The organism is Kitasatospora sp. NBC_00070, from assembly GCF_045041205.1.
GTDB lineage: Bacteria > Actinomycetota > Actinomycetes > Streptomycetales > Streptomycetaceae > Kitasatospora.
Map to the genome: position 1 here is coordinate 643,202 of NZ_CP108247.1, position 23,231 is coordinate 666,432.

The 23,231-nt window shown below is 71.5% G+C and carries 20 protein-coding genes; 7 read left to right on the forward strand and 13 right to left on the reverse strand.

The genetic code is table 11. The annotated features are described in order from the left end of the window. Positions 1–117: 117 nt before the first annotated feature. The 3 genes from OHV05_RS02975 to OHV05_RS02985 all read left to right on the forward strand — a co-directional run bounded on the left by OHV05_RS02975 (position 118) and on the right by OHV05_RS02985 (position 2,717). Positions 118–1,392: a PucR family transcriptional regulator gene (locus OHV05_RS02975; protein WP_405016184.1), complete on the forward strand. Its 1,275-nt coding sequence runs from the start codon at positions 118–120 to the stop codon at positions 1,390–1,392. Between the two features lie 316 nt (positions 1,393–1,708). Then, positions 1,709–2,104 carry a hypothetical protein gene (locus tag OHV05_RS02980; protein WP_405016185.1) on the forward strand — a complete coding sequence of 132 codons (396 nt, stop codon included), beginning with the start codon at positions 1,709–1,711 and terminating at the stop codon, positions 2,102–2,104. Between the two features lie 214 nt (positions 2,105–2,318). After that, a complete protein-coding gene (locus tag OHV05_RS02985) occupies positions 2,319–2,717 on the forward strand; it encodes a peptidase inhibitor family I36 protein (RefSeq protein ID WP_405016186.1) in 399 nt (132 codons plus the stop codon). A 465-nt stretch (positions 2,718–3,182) separates the two neighbouring features. On the opposite strand, the gene OHV05_RS02990 is transcribed toward OHV05_RS02985, so the two are convergent. The 3 genes from OHV05_RS02990 to OHV05_RS03000 form a co-directional block, all read right to left on the reverse strand. Beyond that, positions 3,183–3,527, reverse strand: coding sequence for a hypothetical protein (locus OHV05_RS02990; RefSeq protein WP_405016187.1), 345 nt, complete (start codon positions 3,525–3,527; stop codon positions 3,183–3,185). Positions 3,528–3,992: 465 nt separating this feature from the next. Further along, positions 3,993–5,366: an IS1380 family transposase gene (locus OHV05_RS02995; RefSeq protein WP_405016188.1), complete on the reverse strand. Its 1,374-nt coding sequence runs from the start codon at positions 5,364–5,366 to the stop codon at positions 3,993–3,995. Positions 5,367–5,488: 122 nt separating this feature from the next. Beyond that, positions 5,489–6,826: a GH1 family beta-glucosidase gene (locus OHV05_RS03000; RefSeq protein ID WP_405016189.1), complete on the reverse strand. Its 1,338-nt coding sequence runs from the start codon at positions 6,824–6,826 to the stop codon at positions 5,489–5,491. Between the two features lie 301 nt (positions 6,827–7,127). Here OHV05_RS03000 and OHV05_RS03005 point away from each other — a divergent pair, with 301 nt between their 5' ends. Genes OHV05_RS03005 through OHV05_RS03015 form a run of 3 tightly spaced genes read left to right on the forward strand, consistent with a single transcriptional unit; the run spans position 7,128 to position 10,090 of the window. Further along, positions 7,128–8,222, forward strand: a complete 1,095-nt coding sequence (locus tag OHV05_RS03005) for an ABC transporter substrate-binding protein (protein WP_405016190.1) — start codon at positions 7,128–7,130, stop codon at positions 8,220–8,222. Beyond that, complete coding sequence (locus tag OHV05_RS03010) at positions 8,223–9,281, forward strand: FecCD family ABC transporter permease (RefSeq protein ID WP_405016191.1); 1,059 nt, start codon at positions 8,223–8,225, stop codon at positions 9,279–9,281. It begins immediately after the preceding gene. Beyond that, positions 9,281–10,090, forward strand: coding sequence for an ABC transporter ATP-binding protein (locus OHV05_RS03015; RefSeq protein ID WP_405016192.1), 810 nt, complete (start codon positions 9,281–9,283; stop codon positions 10,088–10,090). Before OHV05_RS03010 ends, OHV05_RS03015 begins: the two co-directional genes overlap by 1 nt. A gap of 78 nt (positions 10,091–10,168) precedes the next feature. Here OHV05_RS03015 and OHV05_RS03020 read toward each other — a convergent pair whose 3' ends face one another. The 10 genes from OHV05_RS03020 to OHV05_RS03065 form a co-directional block, all read right to left on the reverse strand. Beyond that, a complete protein-coding gene (locus OHV05_RS03020) occupies positions 10,169–11,104 on the reverse strand; it encodes an L-tyrosine/L-tryptophan isonitrile synthase family protein (RefSeq protein ID WP_405021378.1) in 936 nt (311 codons plus the stop codon). 128 nt (positions 11,105–11,232) lie between these two features. Beyond that, complete coding sequence (locus OHV05_RS03025) at positions 11,233–12,504, reverse strand: cytochrome P450 (RefSeq protein ID WP_405016193.1); 1,272 nt, start codon at positions 12,502–12,504, stop codon at positions 11,233–11,235. A 35-nt stretch (positions 12,505–12,539) separates the two neighbouring features. After that, complete coding sequence (asnB, locus tag OHV05_RS03030; protein WP_405016194.1) at positions 12,540–14,372, reverse strand: asparagine synthase (glutamine-hydrolyzing); 1,833 nt, start codon at positions 14,370–14,372, stop codon at positions 12,540–12,542. Positions 14,373–14,414: 42 nt separating this feature from the next. Then, a complete protein-coding gene (locus OHV05_RS03035; protein WP_405016195.1) occupies positions 14,415–15,779 on the reverse strand; it encodes an MFS transporter in 1,365 nt (454 codons plus the stop codon). Between the two features lie 280 nt (positions 15,780–16,059). Continuing rightward, positions 16,060–16,269, reverse strand: a complete 210-nt coding sequence (locus OHV05_RS03040) for a heavy-metal-associated domain-containing protein (protein ID WP_405016196.1) — start codon at positions 16,267–16,269, stop codon at positions 16,060–16,062. A gap of 140 nt (positions 16,270–16,409) precedes the next feature. Next, positions 16,410–17,033, reverse strand: coding sequence for a sigma-70 family RNA polymerase sigma factor (locus OHV05_RS03045; RefSeq protein ID WP_405016197.1), 624 nt, complete (start codon positions 17,031–17,033; stop codon positions 16,410–16,412). A 131-nt stretch (positions 17,034–17,164) separates the two neighbouring features. Further along, positions 17,165–17,950, reverse strand: coding sequence for a hypothetical protein (locus tag OHV05_RS03050; protein WP_405016198.1), 786 nt, complete (start codon positions 17,948–17,950; stop codon positions 17,165–17,167). 396 nt (positions 17,951–18,346) lie between these two features. Next, complete coding sequence (locus OHV05_RS03055; RefSeq protein WP_405016199.1) at positions 18,347–18,718, reverse strand: STAS domain-containing protein; 372 nt, start codon at positions 18,716–18,718, stop codon at positions 18,347–18,349. A gap of 1,421 nt (positions 18,719–20,139) precedes the next feature. Next, entirely contained in the window at positions 20,140–20,928 is a 789-nt protein-coding gene (locus tag OHV05_RS03060; protein WP_405016200.1) for a hypothetical protein, read from the reverse strand. Next, positions 20,912–22,141: a hypothetical protein gene (locus tag OHV05_RS03065; RefSeq protein WP_405016201.1), complete on the reverse strand. Its 1,230-nt coding sequence runs from the start codon at positions 22,139–22,141 to the stop codon at positions 20,912–20,914. Before OHV05_RS03065 ends, OHV05_RS03060 begins: the two co-directional genes overlap by 17 nt. A 578-nt stretch (positions 22,142–22,719) precedes the next feature. On the opposite strand from OHV05_RS03065, the gene OHV05_RS03070 reads away from it, so the two are divergent. Further along, positions 22,720–23,145 (forward strand): hypothetical protein, encoded by a 426-nt coding sequence (locus tag OHV05_RS03070; protein ID WP_405016202.1) that lies wholly within the window; start codon positions 22,720–22,722, stop codon positions 23,143–23,145. Positions 23,146–23,231 lie beyond the last annotated feature (86 nt).

Below are 23,231 nucleotides of genomic sequence, written 5' to 3' on the forward strand. Positions count from 1 at the left end.
CTGGTGGTCCCACCGGCGAGCGTGTTACCAACTGGTCAGTAACGTCCCGAAGACCATGATGGCCGCGGTACGGCGCCGCGTCCCCGGGCCGGACCACAGAGATTCGCGAGGTGGATTGTGACCTCATCCAACGCGGTGGAACCCGCCTCGGTCCCGCAGCTCGGCGGCGTACCCGTCCACGAGCGGCTCAAGGCCGCCGCGGTGGCGCTGGCACCCGCCGTGATGGCCCGGTTGGTGGAACAGCTGCCCGCCTACGGGGCGCTCCCCTCCGAGCAGCTCCGGGGCGAGATCACCCGGGAGGTGGAGCGCGGCATCCGGGCCTTCACCGAGGTGCTGCGCACCGGCGAGCTGCCCGGCGGGACCGAACTCGCGAGGATCAACGAGTCGTCCGCCCGGCGCGCGGACGAGGGCGTCCCACTGGAGGCCGTGGTCGGGGCGTACCACTTCGGTGCGCAGGAGTGCGCGGACCGGGTCCTCTCCGCCGCCGTACCGGGTGACCTGCCCGACGTGCTGCTGGTGCAGCAGCGGCTGCTCGACTACCTCCGGCTGGTCAGCTGCGCGGTCGCCGCCGGGTACGTCCAGGAGCGGCAGGCCGCACTCGGCGACGAGCAGGTCGCCCGACAGGCGCTGCTGTCAAGGCTGTTGGAGGGCGGCGACCCGAGGTCCGCAGCCGACCGGGCCGGCCTGCCGCTGCCGCCCTGCTACCTGGTCCTGGGCATCACCATGGGACCGCACCCCGACGAGTTGCTCCCCGGGGTGAACCACGCCGTGGCCGCCCGCCGCAAACTCCGCCGGCTGCGGAACGAACTCCAGCGCCAGACCCCGGGCGTACCGCTGTCCGCGCTGTCCGGGAACGGCGGGCTGGTCCTGATCCCGGCCGACGTACCGCCCGCCGACTTCGGCCCCGCAGACCGGGACCGGCTCGCCCGCCTGGTCGAGCACCTCGGCCGGATGTGCGGCGCCGAACTGCTGGTGGCAGCGGCCGCCGCCGCCCCGGCCGGCGTCGCGGACGCCGCCCGACTGGTCGGCGAGCTACGGGAGGTGGCCCGGTCCTCGGGCCGGGGCCCCGGCCTCCACCTCCTGGACGACCTCCTCCTCGAGTACCAGCTGAGCCGCCCCAGCCCCGCCCGGGACAGGCTCGCCGCCCTGCTCGTCCCCCTGGCCCGGCGCCCCGAACTCCTCGACACCCTGCGCACCTTCCTCGCCTGCGGCCTCGACCGCCGCCAGGCCGCCGCCCGCCTCCAGGTCCACCCCAACACGGTCGACTACCGCCTCCGCAGAGCCACCGAACTCACCGGCCTGGACGCCGCCCGAGGCACCGACCAACTCACCCTGCGCGCCGCCCTGGCCGCCCACGACACCACCCGATCCGGCGCGCCCGACTCCACCTGACACCCTCCGGCCCTCGCGTTGACGAACCACCGGGCCGACGGGCCGTCAGGTCGCGCGCGGTGCCCGTCGGAGACTCCGACCCGGTCGATCGCAGCTGCCGTCCCACCGGCCACCACCCTGACACCACGGTCGCCCTATGAAGTCATAGGTAGGCGACCGGCGACCCTGCTGGTAGAAATCTGCCGTCAGCCACGCCTCGCGCTTCGCTTGTTCACCCGGCCGAGGGCGCAAGAACCCCAGGGTCCCCGTGATCCGCCGGAACATCAGCCCGGGCCGGGCGCAACGTCTCGTACCACTTCAGCACAGAGGAAAAACCTTGAAGCTTCGCAAAGCAGCCGCAGTGACACTGGCCGGCGCATTCACCGCGGTCGGCCTCCTTGCGCAGCCCGCGACGGCCACCAGCGGCGACAACTCGCGCGCCTGGGTCACCGGCGGCACGATCCACAACTACTGTGCCGTGGGCGACTTCTGCCTCTACACCGGCATGCTCTACTCCGGGCGCGTGTACGGGCTGCCGAACTGCACGGACTACGCCTTGCACGAGTGGAACGGCGTCGGCTCCTGGAAGAACAACCAGACGCCGGACAGCTACAACACCGACGCGCAGTTCAAGAACGCCGGCGGGACCGTCATCGGATACGGGTGGCTCCAGTACGGGGCCGAGCCCGCCGTCAACCTCACCCCCGTGTACTACGTGCGCCCCTGCGGCTGAGCTCCCACCGTCCGCACACCGTGGTCAACCTATGAGGTCGTAGGTCATCGATCGGCAATCTCCCTGGTAGAAATACCGAGGGTTTCCGCCATTAGCCATGTCTCGCGATTCGCGGAGCCGATAGCACGAACCCCCCGAGCCCCCAATATTCGGCGGAATATCAGCCGGGGCCGGGCGCAACATCCCGTACCACTTCAGCAAAAGGGAACAGATCTTGAAGCTTCGCAGAGCAGCCGCGGTGACACTGGCCGGCGCATTCGCCGCGATCGGCCTCCTGGCGCAGCCCGCGATGGCCAGCAGCACCGACAACTCGGGCGCCTGGGTGACCGGTGGCACGATCCACAACTACTGCGCCACGGGCGACTTCTGCCTCTACACCGGACCGTCCTACACCGGGCGCGTGTTCGGACTGCCGAACTGCACGAGCTACGCCCTGCACGAGTGGAACGGCATCGGCTCCTACCGGAACAACCAGACGCCGGCCAACTACCGGACCGACGCGCTGTTCAAGGCCTCCGACGGGGACACCATCGGGTCAACGGTGTGGTACCCGGTCATGGAGCGCATCGACTACACGCCGGTGTACTTCGTGGTCCCCTGCGGCGGCAACTGAGATCCCGGCCCCGTGCCTTCGGGACCGCGGTGGCTGACGGAGTTCGTTCGGGACTCTCGGGCCACGGGTCTCGTTGAGGTGTTCGGCTGACTCTTCGCAGAGCCCAGGTGGGTTCAGCCCGAAGGCCCGGTACCGGTGTGGCGGACCGGGCCTTCGTCGTGCCCGAGCGGACCACGCGCCCGATGGTCGGGCGGGCGGTTCGCCCGCACCGCATGCCGCCCGGCCCGGCCGCAGGCCCTCTCGGGGCGACGAGCCCCACCTCGTACCCGACCGCACCCGGGCACCTGCTCGCCCTGGTGAAAGTCACCAACTCCCCAACTCCCCACCGGCACTGGTGGGGAACGACGAAGGATCCGGTCCGCCAGGAGGCAGAACCGGATCCTTCGTGCTGCGACCGCCGACCGGCCGACCGGGCCGTTCCCAGGAGCCAGTGGCCGCGGGTGCCGGCTCTGGCCTCGGCGACGACTACGCCGGCCTGAGGACAACCGAGTTGATGGGCGACAGGTTTTCGACGTCGTGCTCGCCCGGCTGCACATAGACCCGCACAGTCCCGGTACCGCCCCACCCCTCGCGGAGTTCGACCTTCCACCCGTCGGTCTGGTTGTTGAAGACGATGTGGTTCCCCTCCTGGTAGCTGAGGTTGTAGACCCCTTCCCAGAAGATGAGGTCCGGGTGGCCCCCGTTCCAGCCCTTGTCCTGCGCGTAGATGCAGGCCGCCCCGGACGGGCATCCCTGGTAGCTGCCCGATGCCTGCGCCGGACTTGCCGCCAACACGCCTGTGGCCAGGGTCAGCATCCCGGCGGCCGCCACTGCGGCGAACCTCGTACCGATCGACCTGCCACCAGTCGTTCCTGCCACGCGCGCCATCTCTGCCCCCGGATATCAGCGAATGTGGGCGGTCCGCCGCCCTCGCACAAGGATGACGCCGTGGAAATCCGCAGGGAACCTGCAATCTCACAGGTTGACTGCGGGGGGCAGCAGGTCCGTCGAACAGAGCGGACGACGGCATCCGTGGCGGGATCGTCGGCTCCCGTGCGGCGATCCCGATCGGTTTCGCTCTCACCGACCGGAACCGCCAAGTCCGGCAGCGGACGGCTCCTAGCCTCGATCTTGCATGACGGCTCGTCAGTTTGGCTGGCGGGTCGTTTCTGCTTGTCCGGGCTGGGTTTTCTACCTGTAGAAATGCCGAGGGCCCGGCTGTCGCGTCGGGTGGGCGCCGGGTTCCACAGCTCCGGAAGTGGTCGAGTGCTCGTCGGGGTGGGGCGTTATCGCTGGTCAGCCGGGGTCTGGCAGGGCGTGTAGGCGTGCGAACGCGCTGGTGATCGTGTCGGTCCAGGGCCAGTGGCGGGCCAGGCGGAGGTAGCGGCAGCGGCCGGTGGTGACGAGCTGGGCGGCGGCGGAGAACAGCCGCAGCCGTAGGCGTTTGGGTTCCCAGCGGCGGGCGGTGCCGGTCAGGGCGAGCATGGGCATCCAGGCGAGCAGGTCGAGTGCGAGCTGGACGATCTCCAGCCAGACCTGGTTCTGCGCGAACCGGTGGAGGGGCAGGTTGCGCAGTCCGGTGTCGCGGGCGGCGCGGATGCGGTCCTCGGCGCGGGCCCGCTGGCGGTGCCGCAGCTCCAGGCGGGCGATCGGGGCGTGGGTGGTGTTGGTGGCGAAGCAGGTCAGGCGCATGCCGTCGGCGTCGGTGAAGCGCAACTGCGCGCCGGGGTGCGGCCGTTCCTTGCGGACGATGAGCCGCATCCCCTTCGGCCAGCCGCTCAGGACGTCGCCTGCGAGTTCGGCGACCCAGGCGCCGTCGCGGATCTCTCCGCCGGGTTCGACTGCGGGGGTCCAGGCAGAGGCCGGGATCTTCAGCACGGCCTGGTGGATGCCGCCGGTGATGGTCATCCCCACCGAGTAGGACAGCCACCGGCCGCGTGTGGTGAGCCAGTTCAGGAAGTCGTGGGTGCCGCCGGCGGAGTCGGTGCGGATCAGGGTTCGGCGTCCGCGCCGGTACTTCTTCGGTAGCTGGGCCAGTGCCGTCCGGGCCGCTTCGATGTGGTCTGCGGCCGTGTTGCTGCCGGCGTTCCCCGGCCTCAGCAGGCCCGCCACCGGTTCCCCGGACCCCTCGCGGCCGTGGTCGACGAACGCGAACAGTGGGTGGTGCCCGAACGTCTTCTTCCAGGTTTTGGCGGCGTCCTGCTTTTCGGAGTGCGCGAGGACCAGCACTCCGTCGATGTCCACGGTCACCTCGCCGCCCGCGTCCGGGGCCGCCTCGCCGGCCAACCGCCAGGCCCGCTCGCGGACTTCGGCCCGCGCCCGACGGATCGCCGCGAGTGCGCGGGGCCCGGCCGCGGCGAGGGTGTCGACCAGACGGGAGACGGTCGGATCGGAGGCCACCGGGCCGAACACGGCGGGCTCGGCCCGCAGCATCGCGACATCGGCCAGGCAGTCCCCGCCAAGGGCCACAGCGAGCGCGACATCCAGCAGGATCTTGCCGGGATCATGGACCACACGCGCCTTGCGCCACGGCACCAGCGCCGTCGATATCGCCGCATCCAGCCCCACCTTGCGGGCCGTCTCGACCAGCAGCACGGCACCGGACTGCGAGACCACCCCACGACCGTTGCCCTCGACGCGAACACGCGGATACGACCCGATACTGTTCACCTGAGAAGTGCTTCTTTCCACGCAGCTGACTGGACCCTAGACAAGTCCCATCGTTGCAGGTCAGAAGCACTTTTCTCTTTTCTGATCACCCGTCGGACAGTGCCCGCCGTGAAAGGCCGAGGCTAGCCGACGGATCGATCCCGGTGAGCAGCGATCAGATCGCGGTACCACGCGTACGACGCCTTCGGCGTGCGGAGCTGCGTCTCGAAGTCGACGTGCACCAGGCCGAAGCGCTGATGGTAGCCCTCGGCCCATTCGAAGTTGTCCAGCAGCGACCAGGTGAAGTAGCCGCGCACGTCGACTCCTTCGGCCACCGCCGCCTCGACCGCGCGCAGGTGGCCGTCCAGGTAGCTGATCCGCTCCTGGTCGTCCAACTCCTCGCCGTACGAGCAGCCGTTCTCGGTGATGGTGATCGGGGGTAGGGCGGTGCCGTACCGGGAGCGCAGACCGGTGAGCAGTTCGCGCAGGCCGTCCGGGACGACGGGCCAGTCGAAGGCGGTGCGGGGGACGCCCTCGATCGGGGCTTCGGTGAAGGGCAGGCCGGGGTCGGTGGGGGCGGCGATCCGGGTGGGGTTGTAGTAGTTGACGCCGAGTCCGTCGAGGCCGGAGCCAGCGATGAGCTTGAGGTCACCGGGTCGGACCGCACCGCCGAGGTCCTCGGTGACGCCGAAGGCCGACAGGTCGGGGTAGCGCCCGAGCAGCAGCGGGTCGGTGAACAGCCGGTTGTGCAGGGCGTCGTAGGCGTCGGCGGCCGCCACGTCGGCGGGGTCGGCGCTGGCCGGCCGGACCGGGGTGAGGTTGTTGGCGATCAGCACCTCCCGGCCGTGCTCGCGCAGCACCTCGGCCGCCAGGCCGTGGCCCAGCAACTGGTGGTGCGCGGCGGGCAGCGCGTCGAGCATCAGGGCGTGCCCCGGGGCGTGGATGCCCAGGGCGTAGCCGTAGACCATGTGCACGAAGGGCTCGTTGAGCGTGATCCAGGCGGGCACCCGGTCGCCTAGCCGGTCCACGACCGCCGCTGCGTACTCGGCGAACCGGTACGCGGTGTCACGGTTCAGCCAGCCGCCGGCATCCTCCAGCGCCTGCGGGAGGTCCCAGTGGAACAGGGTCGGCAGCGGGGTGATCCCCGCCTCCAACAGCCCGTCCACCAACCGGTCGTAGAACGCGAGCCCCGCCGGGTTGACCGCTCCCGCACCGGTCGGCTGGATGCGCGGCCAGGCGATCGAGAACCGGTAGCCGTCCAGTCCGAGACCCCGCATCAACGCGACGTCCTCGGGCCACCGGTGGTAGTGGTCGCAGGCCACCGCCCCGGTCTGCCCATCCCGGACAGCCCCCGGCCGGGCGGCGAAGGTGTCCCAGACGGACGGCCCGCGCCCGTCCTCGTCCACCGCCCCCTCGATCTGGTACGCGGCGGTCGAGACTCCCCAGCGGAAACCCGCCGGCAGGTCGAGTCGGTTCGGCACAGCCTGACTCCTTGCTCACACCAGCATGGAACATGAGGAAACCTCATGTTAGTCGGCCGCCACCGAAACACCAGACACAGCAGCGCAGTTCTCATCGGGGAAACATGTCCACGAAGCCAGGCGCTAGTTGACCGCCCATGCGGCGGCTCGGGCCGGTGCACGGACACGGGGGCGCCGACTGCGCATGGCGGGCTCCCGGGAAGAATTCCGGGATTCGTGGGAACTCGGTCCATGATCCGGACGACTACTGGCAGGGCACGCAGAGGCGCGCCTGTGCACTCGGATCCTCCAGGAGAGTTCCATGCGTTCTCGCGTGTTGTGCGGCATCGCTGCCGTGGTCGCCCTTCTCGTCACGGGCTGCGGCAGTGCCGGCGGTGCGAAGTCGGGCGACGCGGGAACGGGCACGGCGTCCGCCCCGGCCGGTGGTACGGCCGCTGCCGCGGCCTTCCCGGTCAAGGCCGCCGACTGTGCGGGGAAGGAGACCGTCTTCGACGCGGCGCCGAAGAAGATCGTCACCAGCAACGCGTCCAGCCTGGAGACGCTGCTGCGACTCGGCGCGGGCGCCAGGGTGATAGGCACCGGCTTCCCGCCGGGCAAGGGCACCCTTCCCGTCGACCTCGCGGACGCGGGCGCCAAGGTCCCGGTGCTCGGCGACATGGTGATCCCGAAGGAGAAACTGCTGGGCTCGGGCGCCGACCTGTACGTGGACACCTTCGGTGAGATGGGGGGCATGGGCGGCATGGGAGTGACCCCGACCGACCAGGAGTACCAGGCGGCCGGCATCAAGCGGGTCTTCCTGCACTCCACCGCGTGCGCGGCGATGGCCCCGGCTGCAGTGCAGGACCTGACCGGCGTCGAGGCCGACATCAAGAGCCTCGGCCAGGTCACCGGCACCTCGGCCAAGGCCGACGCGCTGGTCTCGGACATGGAGAAGAAGGTTGGCGCCGTGAAGACCGCGCTCGCCGGTGTGGCGGCGGACCAGCGGCCCGGCTACTTCTTCTTCGACTTCGACGCCGGTACCAAGCAGCCGATGGCGGTGGGCAACCGGCAGGTCGCCAACGCCGTGATCACCCTGGCCGGAGCACGCAACGTGTTCGGTGACCTCGACGGCGACTTCAAGCCCGTCTCCTGGGAGGACGTCGTCGCCAGGAACCCCGACTGGATCCAGCTCGGGGTGCGCAGTCGCGGCAGCGAGGCCGAGAACAAGAAGGCGTACGACGAGGCGGAGAAGTTCCTGCGCGAGTTCCCGGCCACCAGGGGCATCAAGGCCGTTCAGGACGGCAGGTTCCTGCGGGTCGGCTCCGAGGTGACCACGATCGCCGGCATCCGCAACGCCGACACCGTCCGGCAGATCGCCGCCGCCATCCACCCGGACCTGGTCAAGGGCGCGCAGTAGATGACCACCGCCACTGCGGCGACCGACCGCCGGCCGACGCGCGCCGCGCGGGCCGGCGTCGTCGCGACCGCACTCACCGCCGCACTCGTCGCGGCCCTCACCCTCGCCGTCTCGCTCGGCTCCGTGGACATCCCCGTCGGGGAGGTCTGGACGGTGGTGGGACGCCGGCTGACCGGCGCCGTCCCCGAGGCCGGCACCCGGGACCTGATCGTCTGGCAGCTGCGCGCCCCCCGCGCCGTGCTTGCCGCACTGGTCGGCGCCGGGCTCGGCCTGGTGGGCACCGCCGTCCAGGCGCTGGTCCGCAACCCGCTCGCCGACCCTTACCTGCTGGGCATCTCCTCCGGTGCCTCCCTGGGTGCGGTCGCCGTCGTCGTCCTCGGCGCGGGCACCGGATTCGCCTTCGGCTTCGGCGTCTCGGCCGCCGCGTTCGCCGGGGCACTGGCCTCCTTCGCCCTGGTCTGGGCGATGGCCCGGCGCGGCGGCGGTTTCGCCCCGATGCGCCTGGTCCTGGCCGGGGTCGGCATCGGACAGTTCCTGTCCGGGTTCACCAGCTTCCTCGTCCTCCAGGCCGGGGACGAGCAGCAGACCAGGGGCGTGCTGTTCTGGCTGATGGGCAGCCTCGGCGCCGCCACCTGGGACCAGCTCGTCCTGCCCGCCGTCGCCGTCTCGCTCGGCTGGCTCGCGCTCCAGGCCCGGGCCCGGCACCTCAACGCCGTGCTGATGGGTGACGAGACCGCAGCCGGGCTCGGTGTCGACACCGCCCGCCTGCGCCGTGAGCTGTTCGCGGTGACCAGTCTGCTGACCGGGGTGCTGGTCGCGGTCTCCGGCGCGATCGGCTTCGTCGGCCTGCTGGTACCCCACGTGTGCCGCCTGGTCGTCGGCGGCGACCACCGCCGCCTCCTACCACTGTCGGCTCTCACCGGCGCCGTCCTCCTGGTGGTGGTGGACACCGTCGCCCGCACCGCCCTGGACACCCAGGAGTTGCCGATCGGCGTCGTCACCGCCGTCATCGGCGCCCCCGTCCTGCTCTGTCTCCTCGACCGACGGCTGGAACGCTGATGAGGATCACCATCGAGGACATCACCGTCGCCCTCGGCGGACGCGATGTCCTCTCCGACATCGGCCTGATCGCCGCCGAGGGCGAGATCGCCGGCCTGGTCGGCCCGAACGGCAGCGGCAAGTCCACCCTGCTGCGCACGGTCTACCGGCACCTGAAGCCGCGCGCCGGGCGGGTGCTGCTGGCCGACCGGGACGTCCGGTCGATGGCTCCGGCCGAGGCCGCCCGACACCTCGCCGCGCTGCCGCAGGAGCGCGGCTCGGACTTCGAGTTCACCGTCCGCGAGGTGGTGGCGATGGGCCGCACCCCGTACAAGCGGGCCTTCGCCGGGGACGACGAGAACGACCGGGTGGCGGTGACCGGGGCACTGGAGCGGGTGGGTCTGCGGGCGTACGCGGACCGCCGGTTCGCGGAACTGTCCGGCGGTGAGCGGCAACGGGTACTGCTCGCACGGGCGTTCGCCCAGCAACCGGACGTGCTGGTGCTGGACGAGCCGACCAACCACCTCGACGTCCGGCACCAGGTGGAGCTGCTGGCCCTGCTGCGCGAGCAGCGGCGCACCACGCTGATCTCGCTGCACGACCTCAACGCCGCGGCCTCGCTGTGCGACCGGCTGCACGTGCTGCACGAGGGCGCTCTGGTGGCCTCGGGCACTCCGCGGGAGGTGCTCAACCCGGACCTGCTGGCGAAGGTGTTCGGCGTCCGGGCCGCAGTGGTGGACCATCCGCTGACGGGAGACCCGCTGATCGCCTTCGACCACCGGCGCACCGCCGACGCGCCGGCCGCCGGGAAGTCCCGCACGGCGGTGTGATCTGCGCCTGTCGCACGATTCGCCGGAGCGCGGCCCCAGGTCCCCACGGGACCTGGGGCCGCCCGGCTCTCGGTACGGTCAGCTGGTCTCGAAGTGGCTCGGGCGGCCGTCACGCAGGACCAGCCGGCCCTGCCGTTCGGCCTCGGGTCGGCGCACCAGTTCCCAGGTGCCGTCGGGGCGGTGCAGTACGGCGGAGTGCCAGGGGGTGGCCCAGGCGTCGGGGGCGTCGAGCAGGCGGATGCCGAACTTGGCGGCGCCACGCGGCTGCGGGTGGATGGACAGGCGCACGGTGCGCGGGTGGTGTTCGGCGATCAGGTCGCCCCAGGCGCGGCTGCGCTGGATGACGCCGTAGGCCCGCTGTCTGCACTCGCGCTGGAGCGCGGACCTGGTGCCGGTGAAGTCGACGGTGTCCTCGGTGAGGAAACGGGTGATGCCCAGGTAGAGGGCGAGAGTGTGCTCATCCGCCCTCACCTCGGCGCGCAGGGCCTCGACGGTGGGCGCGTACCTGGCGTGGACGCGGGCGCGCTTCTCGTCGTATGCCAGATCGCCGAGGACGTCGCGCAGGTCGAAGACGGACAGGTGGGTGAGGTTCTCGCGGCGGATCATGGCGGCGAGTTCGTCGGCGTAGGCGTCGATGTGCGGGTCGGGGACGCGGATCAGGTCGCCGAAGATGTGACCGTCGGAGCAGATCGCCATTCTCGCCCCGGGCCCGTACACCTCGCCGACCCTCCTGCACAGGTCGTCGAGGAACGTGAGGGAGAGACGTTCTCCCTCGTCCGGGAGGTGTCCGAGGACCTTGGCGGGGCTCGGGGACTTGCAGGGGAAACCCGGCAGGGTGAAGACGATCGGGTCGCCCTGATCGACGAACTCGGCTATCTGACAAAGCTGTTCGGGGAAGTCGCCGACGGCGGCCGGGAGGTCGGTGTCGGTGCTGCGACGGTGTGGCAGGAGCAGTTCCAGAACGGCGGCGCAGGTCTGCCGGACGTCTCTGGAGGTCGATACGGGTTGGGCCATGACGGTTTCGGTGGTGGGCACGTTTCTCCTCCGTGAGGGCATGGCGAGATGGCGCCCGGGCGCCTGCCCCTTTTCGATGGGGCGGGCGCCCGGGCGCCGGGACCGGTGTGTGGCTGGGGTGGGTCGGGTCAGACGCGCTTGTCGTACGTGACCGGCAAGCTGTTGACGCCGCGGGCGAGGACCGCCGGGATCCAGCTCAACTCGTCCAGGTCAACTGCGGGCCGCAGGCCCGGCAGGCGCGTGAGCAGGGTGGCGACGGCAATCTGGAGTTCGGCCCGGGCGAGCGCGGCGCCGGGGCAGAAGTGGACGCCGTGGCCGAAGGCCAGGTGGGCGTTCGGGCTGCGCTCCAGGTCGAGTGCGTCGGCGTCGGGGAACTGCCGCTCGTCGCGGTTGGCGGCGCACAGCGAGACGATGACGGAGTCGCCGGCCGGGATGCGGGTGCCGTGCAGGTCACTGTCCTCGGCGAAGAACCGCCAGGTGGTCAGTTCGAACGCGGCGTCGTGGCGCAGGAGTTCCTCGAGTGCCCGGGGCATCAGCTCCGGTTCGTCCCGCAGCCGCTCCAGCTGGTCGGGGTGGCGCAGCAGGGTGATCATCATGGTGCTGATCTGGTTGGTGACGGGCTCCTGGCCGGCGACCAGGAGCTGGAAGATCATCGAGTCGAGTTCCTCCGGGGTGAGCTCCCCCCGGTCGCGGGCGACGACCAGGCGGGAGAGCAGGTCGTCCTCCGCGTGCTCGCGCTTGTGGGCGACGACGTCGGCGATGTAGGTCTGCAGGCCGGACAACCGGCCCTCGTAGGCGGGGCGGCCGGGGTCCTGGGGGCCGACGGGCTGGACGACCTTGCCCCAGTCCCGGTCGAAGCGGGCGGCCTGCTCGGTCGGCAGACCGATCACCTCGGCGAGGACACGGAAGGGGTAGTGCGCGGCGAAGCCGGCCACCAGGTCGGCGCCGTCCTCGGCGGGCAGTGCGTCCACGAGCCGGTCGGCGATCTCCTGGAAGCGGGGGCGCATGGCCTCGATGCGGCGCGGGGCGAACGCGTCCAGGACCAGGCGGCGCATCCGGGTGTGCTCCGGCGGGTCCTGGTGCAGCAGGTGGACCTGGAGCCGGGAGTGCTGGGGCTCGGGCATGATCGAGGCGAGCGCACGCCAGTTGTCGTTGCCCAGACGGTGGTTCTTGCCCAGGCGCGGGTCGTTGAGCGCGGAGTGGGCGGCCTCGTAGCCGGTGACGAGCCAGGCGGCGATCCCGGACGGGAAGCGCACCCGGTGGACGGGACCCGCGTCGCGCATGCGGCGGTACAGGTCGTAGGGATCGGTCTTGTAGGCGGCGCCGTACAGCGGTATCGGCTCGCCGGCGGTCGCGCCGGTGACGGGGCAGCGGCCCTCGGCACGGTCAGGAGTGGTCATGGCGAATTCCTCGGGGGTAACGGGGACAGGTGAGGTCAGAGGCTGACTGCGGGCTTGTGGTGGTCGAGCCACAGGGCGAGGTCCACCACCCGTTCCAGGCGCAGCCGGTGGCCCCACCGGAGCTGGTCGGCCGGGATGTCGAGGGTCGCCTTGATGACCGCCTCGTCGGCGATGTCGCGCACCTGCGGGGCGTCGAGGGCCTCGTGGGCGAGTGCCTGGAGGCCGCTGTTGTAGTCGGGGTGGTGGGTGGCGGGGTAGTGGTTCTTGGGCCGCCACAGGACGGAGGCCGGTGCGATGCCCTGGCCGACCGAGCGCAGCAGACTCTTCTCCCGGCCGTCGTGGTTCTTGAGCGCCCAGGGGGCGTTGAAGGCGTACTCGACAAGGCGGTGGTCGCAGTAGGGGACGCGGACCTCCAGGCCCTGCGCCATGCTCAGGCGGTCCTTGCGATGCAGCAGTTGGCGCAGCCAGCGGGTGAGCGAGACGTGCTGCATCTCCCGTCCCCGGTGCTCGGCCGGGCTCTCCCCGTCCAGATGCGGAACGGCTGCGAGGGAGGTGCGGTAGGTGCTGTCACGGAACTCGGCGATGCGCAGCGTCCGTGAGAGCTCGGGGTTCATCGGCATCGCGGCCTCGTCGCCGGTGACCAGCAACCACGGGAAGGTCTGCGCAGCGAGCGCCTTGGGGCTGTGGAACCACGGATAGCCACCGAACACCTCGTCGGCGGCCTCGCCGGAGAGGGCGACGGTGGAGTGCTTGCGGATCTCGCCGAACAGCAGGTAGAGCGAGGTGTCCATGTCGCCGACACCGATCGGCGAGTCCCGGGCGACGACGACGGCCCGGCGGTGCCCGAGGTCGAGCAGGGCGCGCGGGTCGAGGGTCACGGTGGAGTGGTCGGTGCCGATGAACGCTCCGGCCTCGGTCGCGAACGGGGTGTCGTGGCCGGTGCGCAGCACGTCGCCGGTGAACTGCTCGGCCTGGTCGCTGTAATCGACGGCGTAGGACCGCAGCTTCGCCCCGGGGCCCTCGGCGAGACGCAGTTCGTCGGCGACCAAGGCGGTGACGACGGTGGAGTCGAGGCCGCCGGAGAGCAGGCTGCAGAGCGGGACGTCGGCCTCCAGCTGGGCCCGGGCCGCGCGGTTGACGAGGGAGCGGACCTGCTCGGTGGTGGCGGCGAGGTCGTCGGTGTGCGGGCGGGCCTCCAGCTGCCAGTAGCGGCGCTCGCGGATGCCGTCCCGGTCGAGGACCAGCAGGCCGCCGGGGTGGACCTCGCGCACGCCGGCCCAGATGGTGGGCCCCGTGTTGAAGAGCAGGCTGTACGCCTCGCGCAGACCGTCGGCGTCCACAGCCGGGGTGACCTCGGGGTGCGCGAACAGGGCCTTCGGTTCGGAGCCGAAGGCCAGGCCGCCGTCGACCTCGGCCCAGAACAGCGGCTTCACGCCGAGCCGGTCGCGCACCAGCAGCAGCCGCTGCTCGCGCTCGTCCCAGATGCCGAAGGCGTACATGCCCTCCAGGCGGTCGACCAGCGCGTCACCCCACTCCTGGTAGGCGCGCAGGACGACCTCGGTGTCGCTGCGGGTCTCGAACCGGTGCCCTCGGGCTGTGAGGTGGGCGCGCAGTTCGTGGTGGTTGTAGACCTCGCCGCTGTAGGTCAGCACGACGCCCGGGTGGTCGGGGCGGTCGGCCATCGGCTGGGCGCCGCCTTCGAGGTCGATGACGGACAGGCGGCGGTGGCCGAGTGCGGCGTGGGCGCCGAGCCAGACCCCGCCGGCGTCCGGGCCGCGCAGGGCCATGGTGACGGTCATCGCCTCGATGACGGCGGCGCTGTGGCGGACGTCCCTGTGGAAGGACACCCAGCCGGTGATTCCGCACATGCGCGTGCTCCTGACGTGAAGTGACGGGGCGGGAAAGGAGGGTCAGGCCGCACGGGTGCCGGTGCGGCCGTGCAGGGCCAGCAGCGGGACGGCGAGGCAGGCGGACGCGGCGGCGAGGCCCAGTCCTACGTGCAGGCCACCCGCATCAGAGCCGCCGAGGCTCCAGGCGGCGGTCGCCAGGGCGGGGCCAAGGGTGAAGCCGAGGCTGCGGGCGAGCTGCACGGTGGAACTCGCGGTGGCGACGGACCGCGGCGCGGCTGACGTCATGACGAGGGTCTGGGCGGGCCCGCCGTACAGGCCCATCCCGGCGCCGGCCAGCGCGAGGCGCCAGGCGATGCCGGGCAGCGACCAGCTGTCGCCGATCGGTACGAGCAGGACGAAGCCGAGCGCGGTCAGCGCGGCGCCCGCGGTGGCGGTGGGCCGGGCGCCGACGCGGTCGGCGAGGCGTCCGCCGAGCGGGCCGGCCAGCGCCATCGCGAGCGGGAAGCACAGGATGGTCAGGCCGGTGGCGGTGGCGCTCCGGGCCTCCTCGCGCTGCAGGTGCAGGGCGAGCAGGTAGTGCACGCCGGCGAAGGCGACCGCGACGGCGAGCACGGCGGTGTTCAGGCCGGCGGTTCGGTTCTCCTGCAGAGCCGCCTTGACGGGCCGTCCCCCGGAGCGGCGCAGCCACACCAGTGCCAGCGGTACGGCCGGGGCGGCCAGCAGCAGCCACAGCGGCGCGTTCACCGAGAAGGTCAGGGCCAGGAGCAGGGCTGCGACGGCGCCTGCGATCAGCGCGGCGTCGGTGAGCTCGGCCCGCGCGGGCAGGCTCAGCGATCCGCTCCGGGGCAGGCGTCGGCGGGCTGTCAGCCAGGCGGCGAGGCAGACAGGGAGCTTGACGAGGAAGATGGCGCGCCAGCCGAGGTGGTCGAGCAGCAGTCCTCCGAGGGCGGGCCCGGCGACCGCGCCCAGCGGCCCCAGGGTGGCCGGGACGCTCATCGCCCGGCCGCGCAGCTCCGGCCGGACCGAGCGCATCGCGAGCACCGGCATCAGCACGAACAGCACGGCCCCGAAGGCGCCCTGGAGCATCCGGGCCCCGATCAGCGCACCGGCCCACGGCGCGGCCGCGGCCGCGGCGCTGCACAGCGCGAACCCGCCGACGGCGGTCAGCACCGCCGCGCGCGTACCGACCGCGTCGAGCCAGCGGCCGGCGGGCAACAGCAGCGCCACCAGCGGAAGTTGGTACCCCAGGGCGGCCCACTGGGCGGTCTGGGCCGAAACCTGGAAGCCGTCGGCGATGTCGGCGAGGGCGATGTTGACGATGTTCATGTCGAGCATCGCCACGAAGGACAGCATCCCGGCGACCGCCACCAGGCTCCAGCGGTCCGCCGCCGCGTGCGGCACTTCATGGGCCGTCGGCGCGCTCACCGGGATATCTCCCTGACGGTGGGTCTGAACCGGTGTGACGAGCGTCTGTTGAGCCGCATACCCCGTCCTTCTTCGCAGAACCGCGCACCGTCGGCAACGGCACCCGGCAAACGAGTCGGACCGCACCCCCGAGAAGTTCCGGATACCTGCCGAATTCTTTGTCAGGTGGGAGAGCGCACTCGCGCAGCTCGTCCCGCACCGGTGCCGGAGCGTCCCGCGCTGCCCGGCGCGGGCGCCCGGGTGGTCCGGGCCCTGAGCGGTGGCCGAGGTGGCCGGCCGGTCAGATGCGGCCGGTCAGCGTGAAGCCGGCCTCGTCGACGGCGGCCCGGACCCGGGCCTCGTCGATCTGGCCGGCGACGCTCACCCGCCCGGCCTTGGCGTCGGCCGTGACGGCGGTGACGCCGGGAAGTGCGGAGAGCCGGGTGCTGACGGTCCGCTCGCAGTGGCCGCAGCTCATGCCCTCGACGGCGAAAACGGTGGTGCTCGACATGGATGGTTCCTCCGGAGACTGTCGTTCACGGCCTGCGACGCGGGCCGTGGTGCGTGCGTGCGTCCACGACAACGCACGGACGGTGGCGGGGCACCGGGACACGCCGCCCGGTGCCCCCTTCGGGTGGAGCGGGGAACTGATCAGGCCACGCGGCCGACCGGGGCCCGGCCGACCTGCTCGGCGTCGGCGAGCTGGCGGATCAGGACACCGCGGGCCCGGTTCACCCGAGAGCGCACGGTACCGATCGGGCAGCCCGTGAGCTCGGCGACCTCCTCGTACGGCAAGCCGAGCACGGCGGTCAGCACGAAGGCCTCGCGGCGCTCTGCGGGCAGCGCATGCAGCAGCTCGGTCAGCGCGATGCCCTCCGGGAAGCCGGGCAGGTCGCAGTGCTGGGCCTGCTCGACGGCGCTCTGCCAGTCGTCGGTGTCCAGCAGCCGGGGCCGAGCCGTGGCGAGGCGGATCCGGTCCACGACCGTGCGGCGGGCGATGGACTTCAACCAGGTGCGGGCCGAGGAGCGGCCTTCGAAGCGGGGCAGGCTGCGCAGCGCCCGCAGGTAGGTGTCCTGGGTGAGGTCGTCAGCGGCCTGGGGCTCACCGCTGAGGTGGGCGACGAAGCACCACACGTCGGTGCGGGTGGCGCGGACGAAGCGGTCCACGGCGACCGGGTCGCCGCCGCGGGCGGCCAGCGCCCAGGCGGTCACGGTCGGATCATCGGCCCGTACGCGCCGGGTCACGGTGCGTGGGGACGGCAGGACAGGCGTCATCGCCGGTTGTCCTTACTCGGGAGGTGGGAGCGGCCGGGCAGGCCGCAGGACCGGTTCGGGGCGTGCGACGGCGGCGCCGCTGCCAGGGCCGGCGCGGTGTCAGCCGGGGGCTGCCCCGATGTGACGGGCCGTCAGTGGACGGCGGGTGCGACCGGTGGTCCCCGAGTGGTGAGGGCGTGGACGAGCAGCAGCCGCCGCGGACGGCGGGCCACGGTGCGGAGGCGGCGCTGCGGGAGAGGGCTGACGGGCCGGACGGCGCCGAGCAGCAGCAGGACCGGGGCGAACAGCCGGGTGGCGACCGTGCGGGCCAGCCCGTGGACGGCGCGCTCGCCGGCCGACAGCCACAGGCCCAGCAACAGTGCTGCCAGCAGGTGCGCGGCCAGCATGCCGAGCATGCCGCCGCCGTGCTGGTGCGCCACCGCTGCCATGGCGTGGTGCGGAAGCCCGGCAGCGGGCATCGTCATGCCCGGCATGTCGGCCATGACGGAGGGGTCGGGCAGGTCGACCGGGACAACGGTCAGGCCGCCGCCGGGAGCTGACCACGGGTCAAGGCCCGCAGCCTCGACGAGTTGCGTCGCCTGCGCCTCGGTCAGTGGTCCGGCGTTGCACAGGAGCAGCTGTGCCCACTGGGTCGCGTATCCACCGTGGGCAGGTGCTGCGGAGGTTGCCTGACCGAGCGAGAACACCGCGTGCAGAGCTGCCTGACCGCCGACGGTCAGCCCGGTGACCAACAGCGGGCCGCGCTCCCGGCGGGCCGTGAGCCAGGCGAGCGCCCCGGTGCCCGCGAACGCGGCGGCCAGCGCCCAGCCGGGCACGGGGACGCCGGACGTCAGGACATGGCCGGTCGCCGCGAGCAGCACGCCGGCAGCCGCGAACACTGCGGCCCGCCCCACCCGTGCGACTCGTCCCGTTTCCATGGCCGGCTCATCGTCGCATCCCTCACGCGTTCACCGTGACGCCCCCCGCGACTTCGACCGGCCGGCGAGATGTGACGGGCATCACCCGTTCGCCCTGGAACTCCGGCCGCCGCTCATCCGACCAACGTTTCGGCTTCTGCCCATGAGCCGGTCCGTCAACAGCCCCAGTACTCCCCGGTGGCGGCCGGACAATCTCCCGCCCGCCGCGCCCGCCCTGCGCTGCCGCCACCGTCGTGCCCGGGGACGCGGGGAACGAGCGGACGACCCCGACGGCGGATCGTCGAGGGCGAGGCGTCAGGTGACTGTCGCCGGCCAGGCCGTCGGCCCTGCGGCGCTGCCGAAGCGGGCAGTTGGCGGCCCGGGGACTTCGGTCCGGGGCTCGGGAGTCGTGTCGTGTCACGGCACGGGCGGGGCACTGGTACGGCCCGCGATCGCGTCGGCGAGGGTGGCATGACAGGGGAGACGTATGTCGAGGGAGGCGAGGTTCAGTAGCTGCGCGACGTGAGGCTGGGTGTAGACCAGCCGCAGCCAGCCGCCGCCGCGCTCCGCACGGGCCTGGGCGGTGGACAGCACTCCCAGCACGGAGGTGTCCGGGTTCGTGAGTTGTCCCAGGTCCACGATCAGGCGCTGGGTGCCCTCGGCGGGGCCCCATCCGTTCAGGTCGAAGCGCAGTACCGCCGTCGTGGCGAGGCTGAACTCGCCACGGGCGGTGACGATCCGGTATCTCTCCCCGGCAGCGTCCGGGCCTTGACCTCTGGCAGTGCTCACGGGCCCAACTCCCTGCTTGACCTGCACATGCTCGCGTGGTGGTAGGCGAAGCCGGGGTCCGGGGCGGCGCGGGCACGAGCATAGGCGAGGTGAAGGAGCGCACACCGAGCGTGAGAGGAGGAGGAGCCAGTCGCTGTCGCCAAACGATCGTCTGCTGCACATTAATGACCACATCGATGCCGTTTTTCGCCCGGTTCGCCCGAGGAGTGCCAGGGCGCTCGAGGCCCGTGGTCCTCGCCGTCGGACCGCTTCCGCCCTTCGGGTTCCGCTCCGGCACTTCGTGGCACCGGTTGCGCAGGGACGCGAGCCCTGCCCGTTCTGACGTCGGCAGGCGCAGGCCCCGGCGCCGCGTCCACGTACCGGCGACTCACGCAGCTGCGCCCGCACCACAGACACGCAACCGCACCGCCCCCTCGGCACCTTCGGCCAGGTCAGGGATGGTCCGAGGGTCGACCCGAGCGCCGGCACGGGATCCGGACCAGAGCGGGTCGGGGCGACCGGGAGCACTGCGCCCGGCCGCACTCCCGGCCTGGCCGAGTTGGCGGTGGATCGAGGGCTCCACGGGAGGAAGGCTGCCGGTACGCGGTGGCAGGGCGGCAGCGGAAGCCCGCAAGGGGGACGTCACGCGCCGGCCAACGGCTCGGCCCGTCCGGACGGCACGGTCACATCCCGGAGTGCGCCCCCGTACACGCCGGGGCGGCTCCTGTCCGACTCCCCATCTGGCCGATCGGGCTTTCCAGTTGATCAGTTGACGCTCCATCAGACCGTTCCGGACCGTACGGTGGCCGTATGACGGACGCGGGGACCGGCGACCGAAGGCAGGTGCCGCTGGCGCTGGTGGTGGGCCACGCGCTGACAGGAGCGGCCGGCCCGGTAGTAGCGTCGGCGGGCGAGGGCTCGAAGGCACGTATCCGAAGAGGCATCGGCGACAGGAGATGCGCAACGGCCCTGCGCAGACGCCGAGTCGGGAACGCGTGCCGACGGGCCGGGTCTCGTCATGAGCGGCCCGCACCGGAGGCCTGCCGGTACGGACCGCCCCTCGCCGCCGGAACTCCCCAGTCCGGCGGTATCGCGAAGCGCCGGTGGAGAACCCAATTCCGCACCGACGCACCGCGACCCCCCTGCCCATGGACTCGAGGACGTGTGCGGACAGGGGTGAAGAACCTGGCGGTACGCGAGGGAAGGGTGCTGCTGCCTTCCCCTGCCGAGCCGGTGCATCTCCCACATCAAGCGCACACGGCCGGGGTCTCGGGCAGCCACGCCAGTCTAGGACGCCGGGGCACATTCCGATAGACCACGCACGGACAGCGGCACGGACGACGTGATTTCGGGGGTTTCATGATCCACCCCTGGGCCGGACGCAGGCGTCGCTCTGCTGTGGACAGTCACAGCACCATCGCGCCCGACCCGGAGTACCGACGTCATCGCTCCGCCGACCGTGTGGTGGGCGGCACCAGGTCGCTCTCGCTGATGGTGTAGGTGAGTTGCGGGTACCTGAAGTCCGTCTCGTGGTTCTCGCGGCGGCGCAGTCGGTAGAACTCGCCCTGCTGCTCCTCGTCGGCCGGGAGCAGGCGCGCACCCCCCGGGAGGTACACGTGTCCGTCGCGGTACCGGACGGAGGTCTTGGAGGTCCGGAAGGTGACGCCCAGCCAGAGGTTCTCCGGCGTCCGGGCGGAGGTGTCGAGGACGATCCGGTGCCGGAGGCGGCGATTCGAGTCGACGGAGAAGGTGACGACGGAGTTGTGGGTGAGGGGGATCTCGAACCCGCCGCCGCCGGGCTGCTTCGGTTCGACTATCAGCCTCCTCGACGGGACGGCCTCGGGGAAGCGGTAGCAGGAGTAGACCGCGATGTGCGAGTCGTCGGCCAGGTCGAGGGCTTGGTCGGAGTGGCTGCCCATGGTCGCGTAGGCGTTGGTGTAGGTCTCGATGAGGGCGTTGTTGAAGGCGACGGGGAGGGCCGCGTGCTCCTGGATCCGCTGCGCCAACTGCTCGTGCACGGGCCGGAAACGCTGCGTCGGGCTGCCGTACCGGGTGGTGGTCCGCACCAGCGGGACGCCGCCCGACTCGTCGACCCGGGCGAGCACCGCACCTCGCCTGCCCTTGCCGACATCCTCCCAACTGACCGACGCGGACAGCTCGTTGAATGGATCACCGTCGACCGGCAGAGGGTGGGAGCGGACCTCGTCCGGGATCCTAGGATCGCGGGGCACGGTAGTCTCCCGAGTTCATGCTGAAGAGGAACCGCTCACCGTAGTCGATGAAGGACGTGGACCTGTTCTCCTCGGCGTACAGCCTGCGCAACTCGTCCGTCCCTGCTTCGGTGGGCGACTCCAACTCCACCAGTCCGTCGGCCTTCTTGAGGAAGGTCCGGCCGTCCCGGTGCACGGCCTCGGTGTTCGAGCAGCGCACCACGTAGCCCAGGCGGGTCGGGAGCAGTTCGGCGTCCAGAGCCGCGGGGCGGATTTCGTGTGTGTAGAGGCGGTTGGTGGAGAGCGGCATGAAGAAGACGGAGCCGGGATAGAGGGTCAGGCTGAACTGCGCGGGGAGAGCGTCCTCGTCGCGCGCCCCGGTCGGCGACTTGCGGCGGAAGGTGAGCCGGGTCAGGCCACTGGTGTGCTCGATGCCGTGGTCGAAGGCGTCCTCGGCCATGGGCCGGAGCTTGTCGAGCCCGTCGTAGAAGGTGCAGAAGGCCATGATGCCGTTGGCGGGCATGTCCTTGGTCTTGTCCGCATGCGAGGAGATCCTGGCCTTGGCCTGCTTGCGCTCGGGCGTGGCCCGGGTGTTGTGGTAGGTCTGGGCGAGCACGTGGTTGAGCCGTGCGTGGCCCCGGAAGACGGTGGCGGCCTCGCGGCTGAGGGCCTCGACAATGCTCGTGTCGGTGGGGCGGAAGCCCTCGGTCGGGCCCGAGAGGTTGGTGGAGCAGCGGAGCAGGCGGAAGTGCAGGTCGTCGCCGTCGCGGGTGACGGGCGTCAGGTAGATGCCGCTCCGATGGGCCGTCCCGGGCTTGGTGGACTCCGTCAGGGCCTGGAACTCGTGCTCCGCGGAGATCCGCCCGAAGTGGTCGTCGTCGAGGTCGAAGAAGCGGCGGTAGTACACGCCCACCCCGTGCACCCGAACGGGGACCCGGCCGAGATCCACGACGGTCCACGGGGCGTCGGCGTCCTCCCGGTATCCGTGCGACAGCCCTCGGACGACGAACACCCGCGCAGCCGAACGGAGTTGACCATCACGGACCGCAGAAACGTCGCCGCACAGGTAGACGTCCTTCCCCGCCAGGTCGGGCGAGCCGGACGCCAGGTCATTCGGTGTGAGCACGGCCCCGAAGAAGTCCCGGGCCACATCGCTGTCCTGCAACGCCGCAGGCACGATCAGTATGTTGCCCACACCTTCGATGCGGGCTTCTTCTGGAGCTGCCGTGTACATCGGACGAATACCCCGCCGTTCGCAGACCTGGTGGATCACTGCACGACATCAGTGAATCACCCCTCACTGTCGTCGCGCCCCGGGCCCGCTTCCCGGGGTGTGGCGGACGTTCACACGGGAAGGGCAAACGCCCTGGGCAGCGGCCTGGCCGCGGACCCGCCGCCGCAGTCAGTGCTGCTGGACGGCACGCCCGCCGGCAGCGGACGGCCGCTCTCACCGACACCTGCCAACGGAGCCGACCGGGAAGAGCTCCACCGAGCGGCACGTGCGTGTGCCAACTCCGGGGACCACGACCGCTCCCCCAACCCCGGCCACCCCCACGCCATCGCCATCGCCAGGTCGTACCGGCGCCTCGCCCCGAACCCCCGGCCCACAGCCTCAGCCCCGTCCGCGGTACTGCCTCCGGCGTCTCAAGTCGTCCCACCGTCGGATCCGGACTGCGTGCAAGGGTGTGATCCAATGAGTTCATGGGGGATACCGGAAAGATCTACGGGCCGCTGGAACTCGTCGCCGGGCGCTGGGTGGTGGGAGACTCCCACCGGCCGGACGGGTCCTGGGTGGAGTTCCGAACAGAGGGAATGGTCCGGCACGCCGGCGGCACGGAGGACGAGCTGATCCCCTGGGCCAAGGTGATGCTGGGGATCGGCATCCAGATCGGGCATGGGACCAAGGGATCGGCCTATCAGGGTGACCTCGGGTTGACGGGCCTGCTCGGTGGCCTCCCCGGCCCCTTCAAGGGACGTGGGGGTGGCCACCTCAGCATGACCCTCCGCCACCCGTACGAGGACCGGAAGCTGACCTTCGACCGGCACGCCCAGTGGTACAAACCCACACACGTCCTGCTCCTGGCCGAGCTGATGACGCAGACGGTCGCCGCAGGCGAGGCACACCGCCTCGGCGACGCCGACTGGCTTGCATGGGCGGTCGGGCGCCTCGAGCTCGTGACGTCCTGGCCGATCGGCCGTCAGCCCGCGGCAGTCGTGCAAGCGGCCCTGAAGGACTGACCGGCTCTCGCCAGGACCGCGTGATCCGAGAGAAGGCGTCCGGTATCGAATCAGGCGACGTTCGCCCTGCGGTGATGATGTGACGC

Coding starts and splice junctions, on each gene's coding strand:
- OHV05_RS03005 (WP_405016190.1), top strand. CDS start 7,128: ATGCGTTCTCGCGTGTTGTGCGGCATCGCTGCCGTGGTCGCCCTTCTC.
- OHV05_RS03010 (WP_405016191.1), top strand. CDS start 8,223: ATGACCACCGCCACTGCGGCGACCGACCGCCGGCCGACGCGCGCCGCG.
- OHV05_RS03015 (WP_405016192.1), top strand. CDS start 9,281: ATGAGGATCACCATCGAGGACATCACCGTCGCCCTCGGCGGACGCGAT.
- OHV05_RS03020 (WP_405021378.1), bottom strand. CDS start 11,104: ATGGCCCAACCCGTATCGACCTCCAGAGACGTCCGGCAGACCTGCGCC.
- OHV05_RS03025 (WP_405016193.1), bottom strand. CDS start 12,504: ATGACCACTCCTGACCGTGCCGAGGGCCGCTGCCCCGTCACCGGCGCG.
- asnB (WP_405016194.1), bottom strand. CDS start 14,372: ATGTGCGGAATCACCGGCTGGGTGTCCTTCCACAGGGACGTCCGCCAC.
- OHV05_RS03040 (WP_405016196.1), bottom strand. CDS start 16,269: ATGTCGAGCACCACCGTTTTCGCCGTCGAGGGCATGAGCTGCGGCCAC.
- OHV05_RS03045 (WP_405016197.1), bottom strand. CDS start 17,033: ATGACGCCTGTCCTGCCGTCCCCACGCACCGTGACCCGGCGCGTACGG.
- OHV05_RS03050 (WP_405016198.1), bottom strand. CDS start 17,950: ATGGAAACGGGACGAGTCGCACGGGTGGGGCGGGCCGCAGTGTTCGCG.
- OHV05_RS03065 (WP_405016201.1), bottom strand. CDS start 22,141: ATGTACACGGCAGCTCCAGAAGAAGCCCGCATCGAAGGTGTGGGCAAC.
- OHV05_RS03070 (WP_405016202.1), top strand. CDS start 22,720: ATGGTCCGGCACGCCGGCGGCACGGAGGACGAGCTGATCCCCTGGGCC.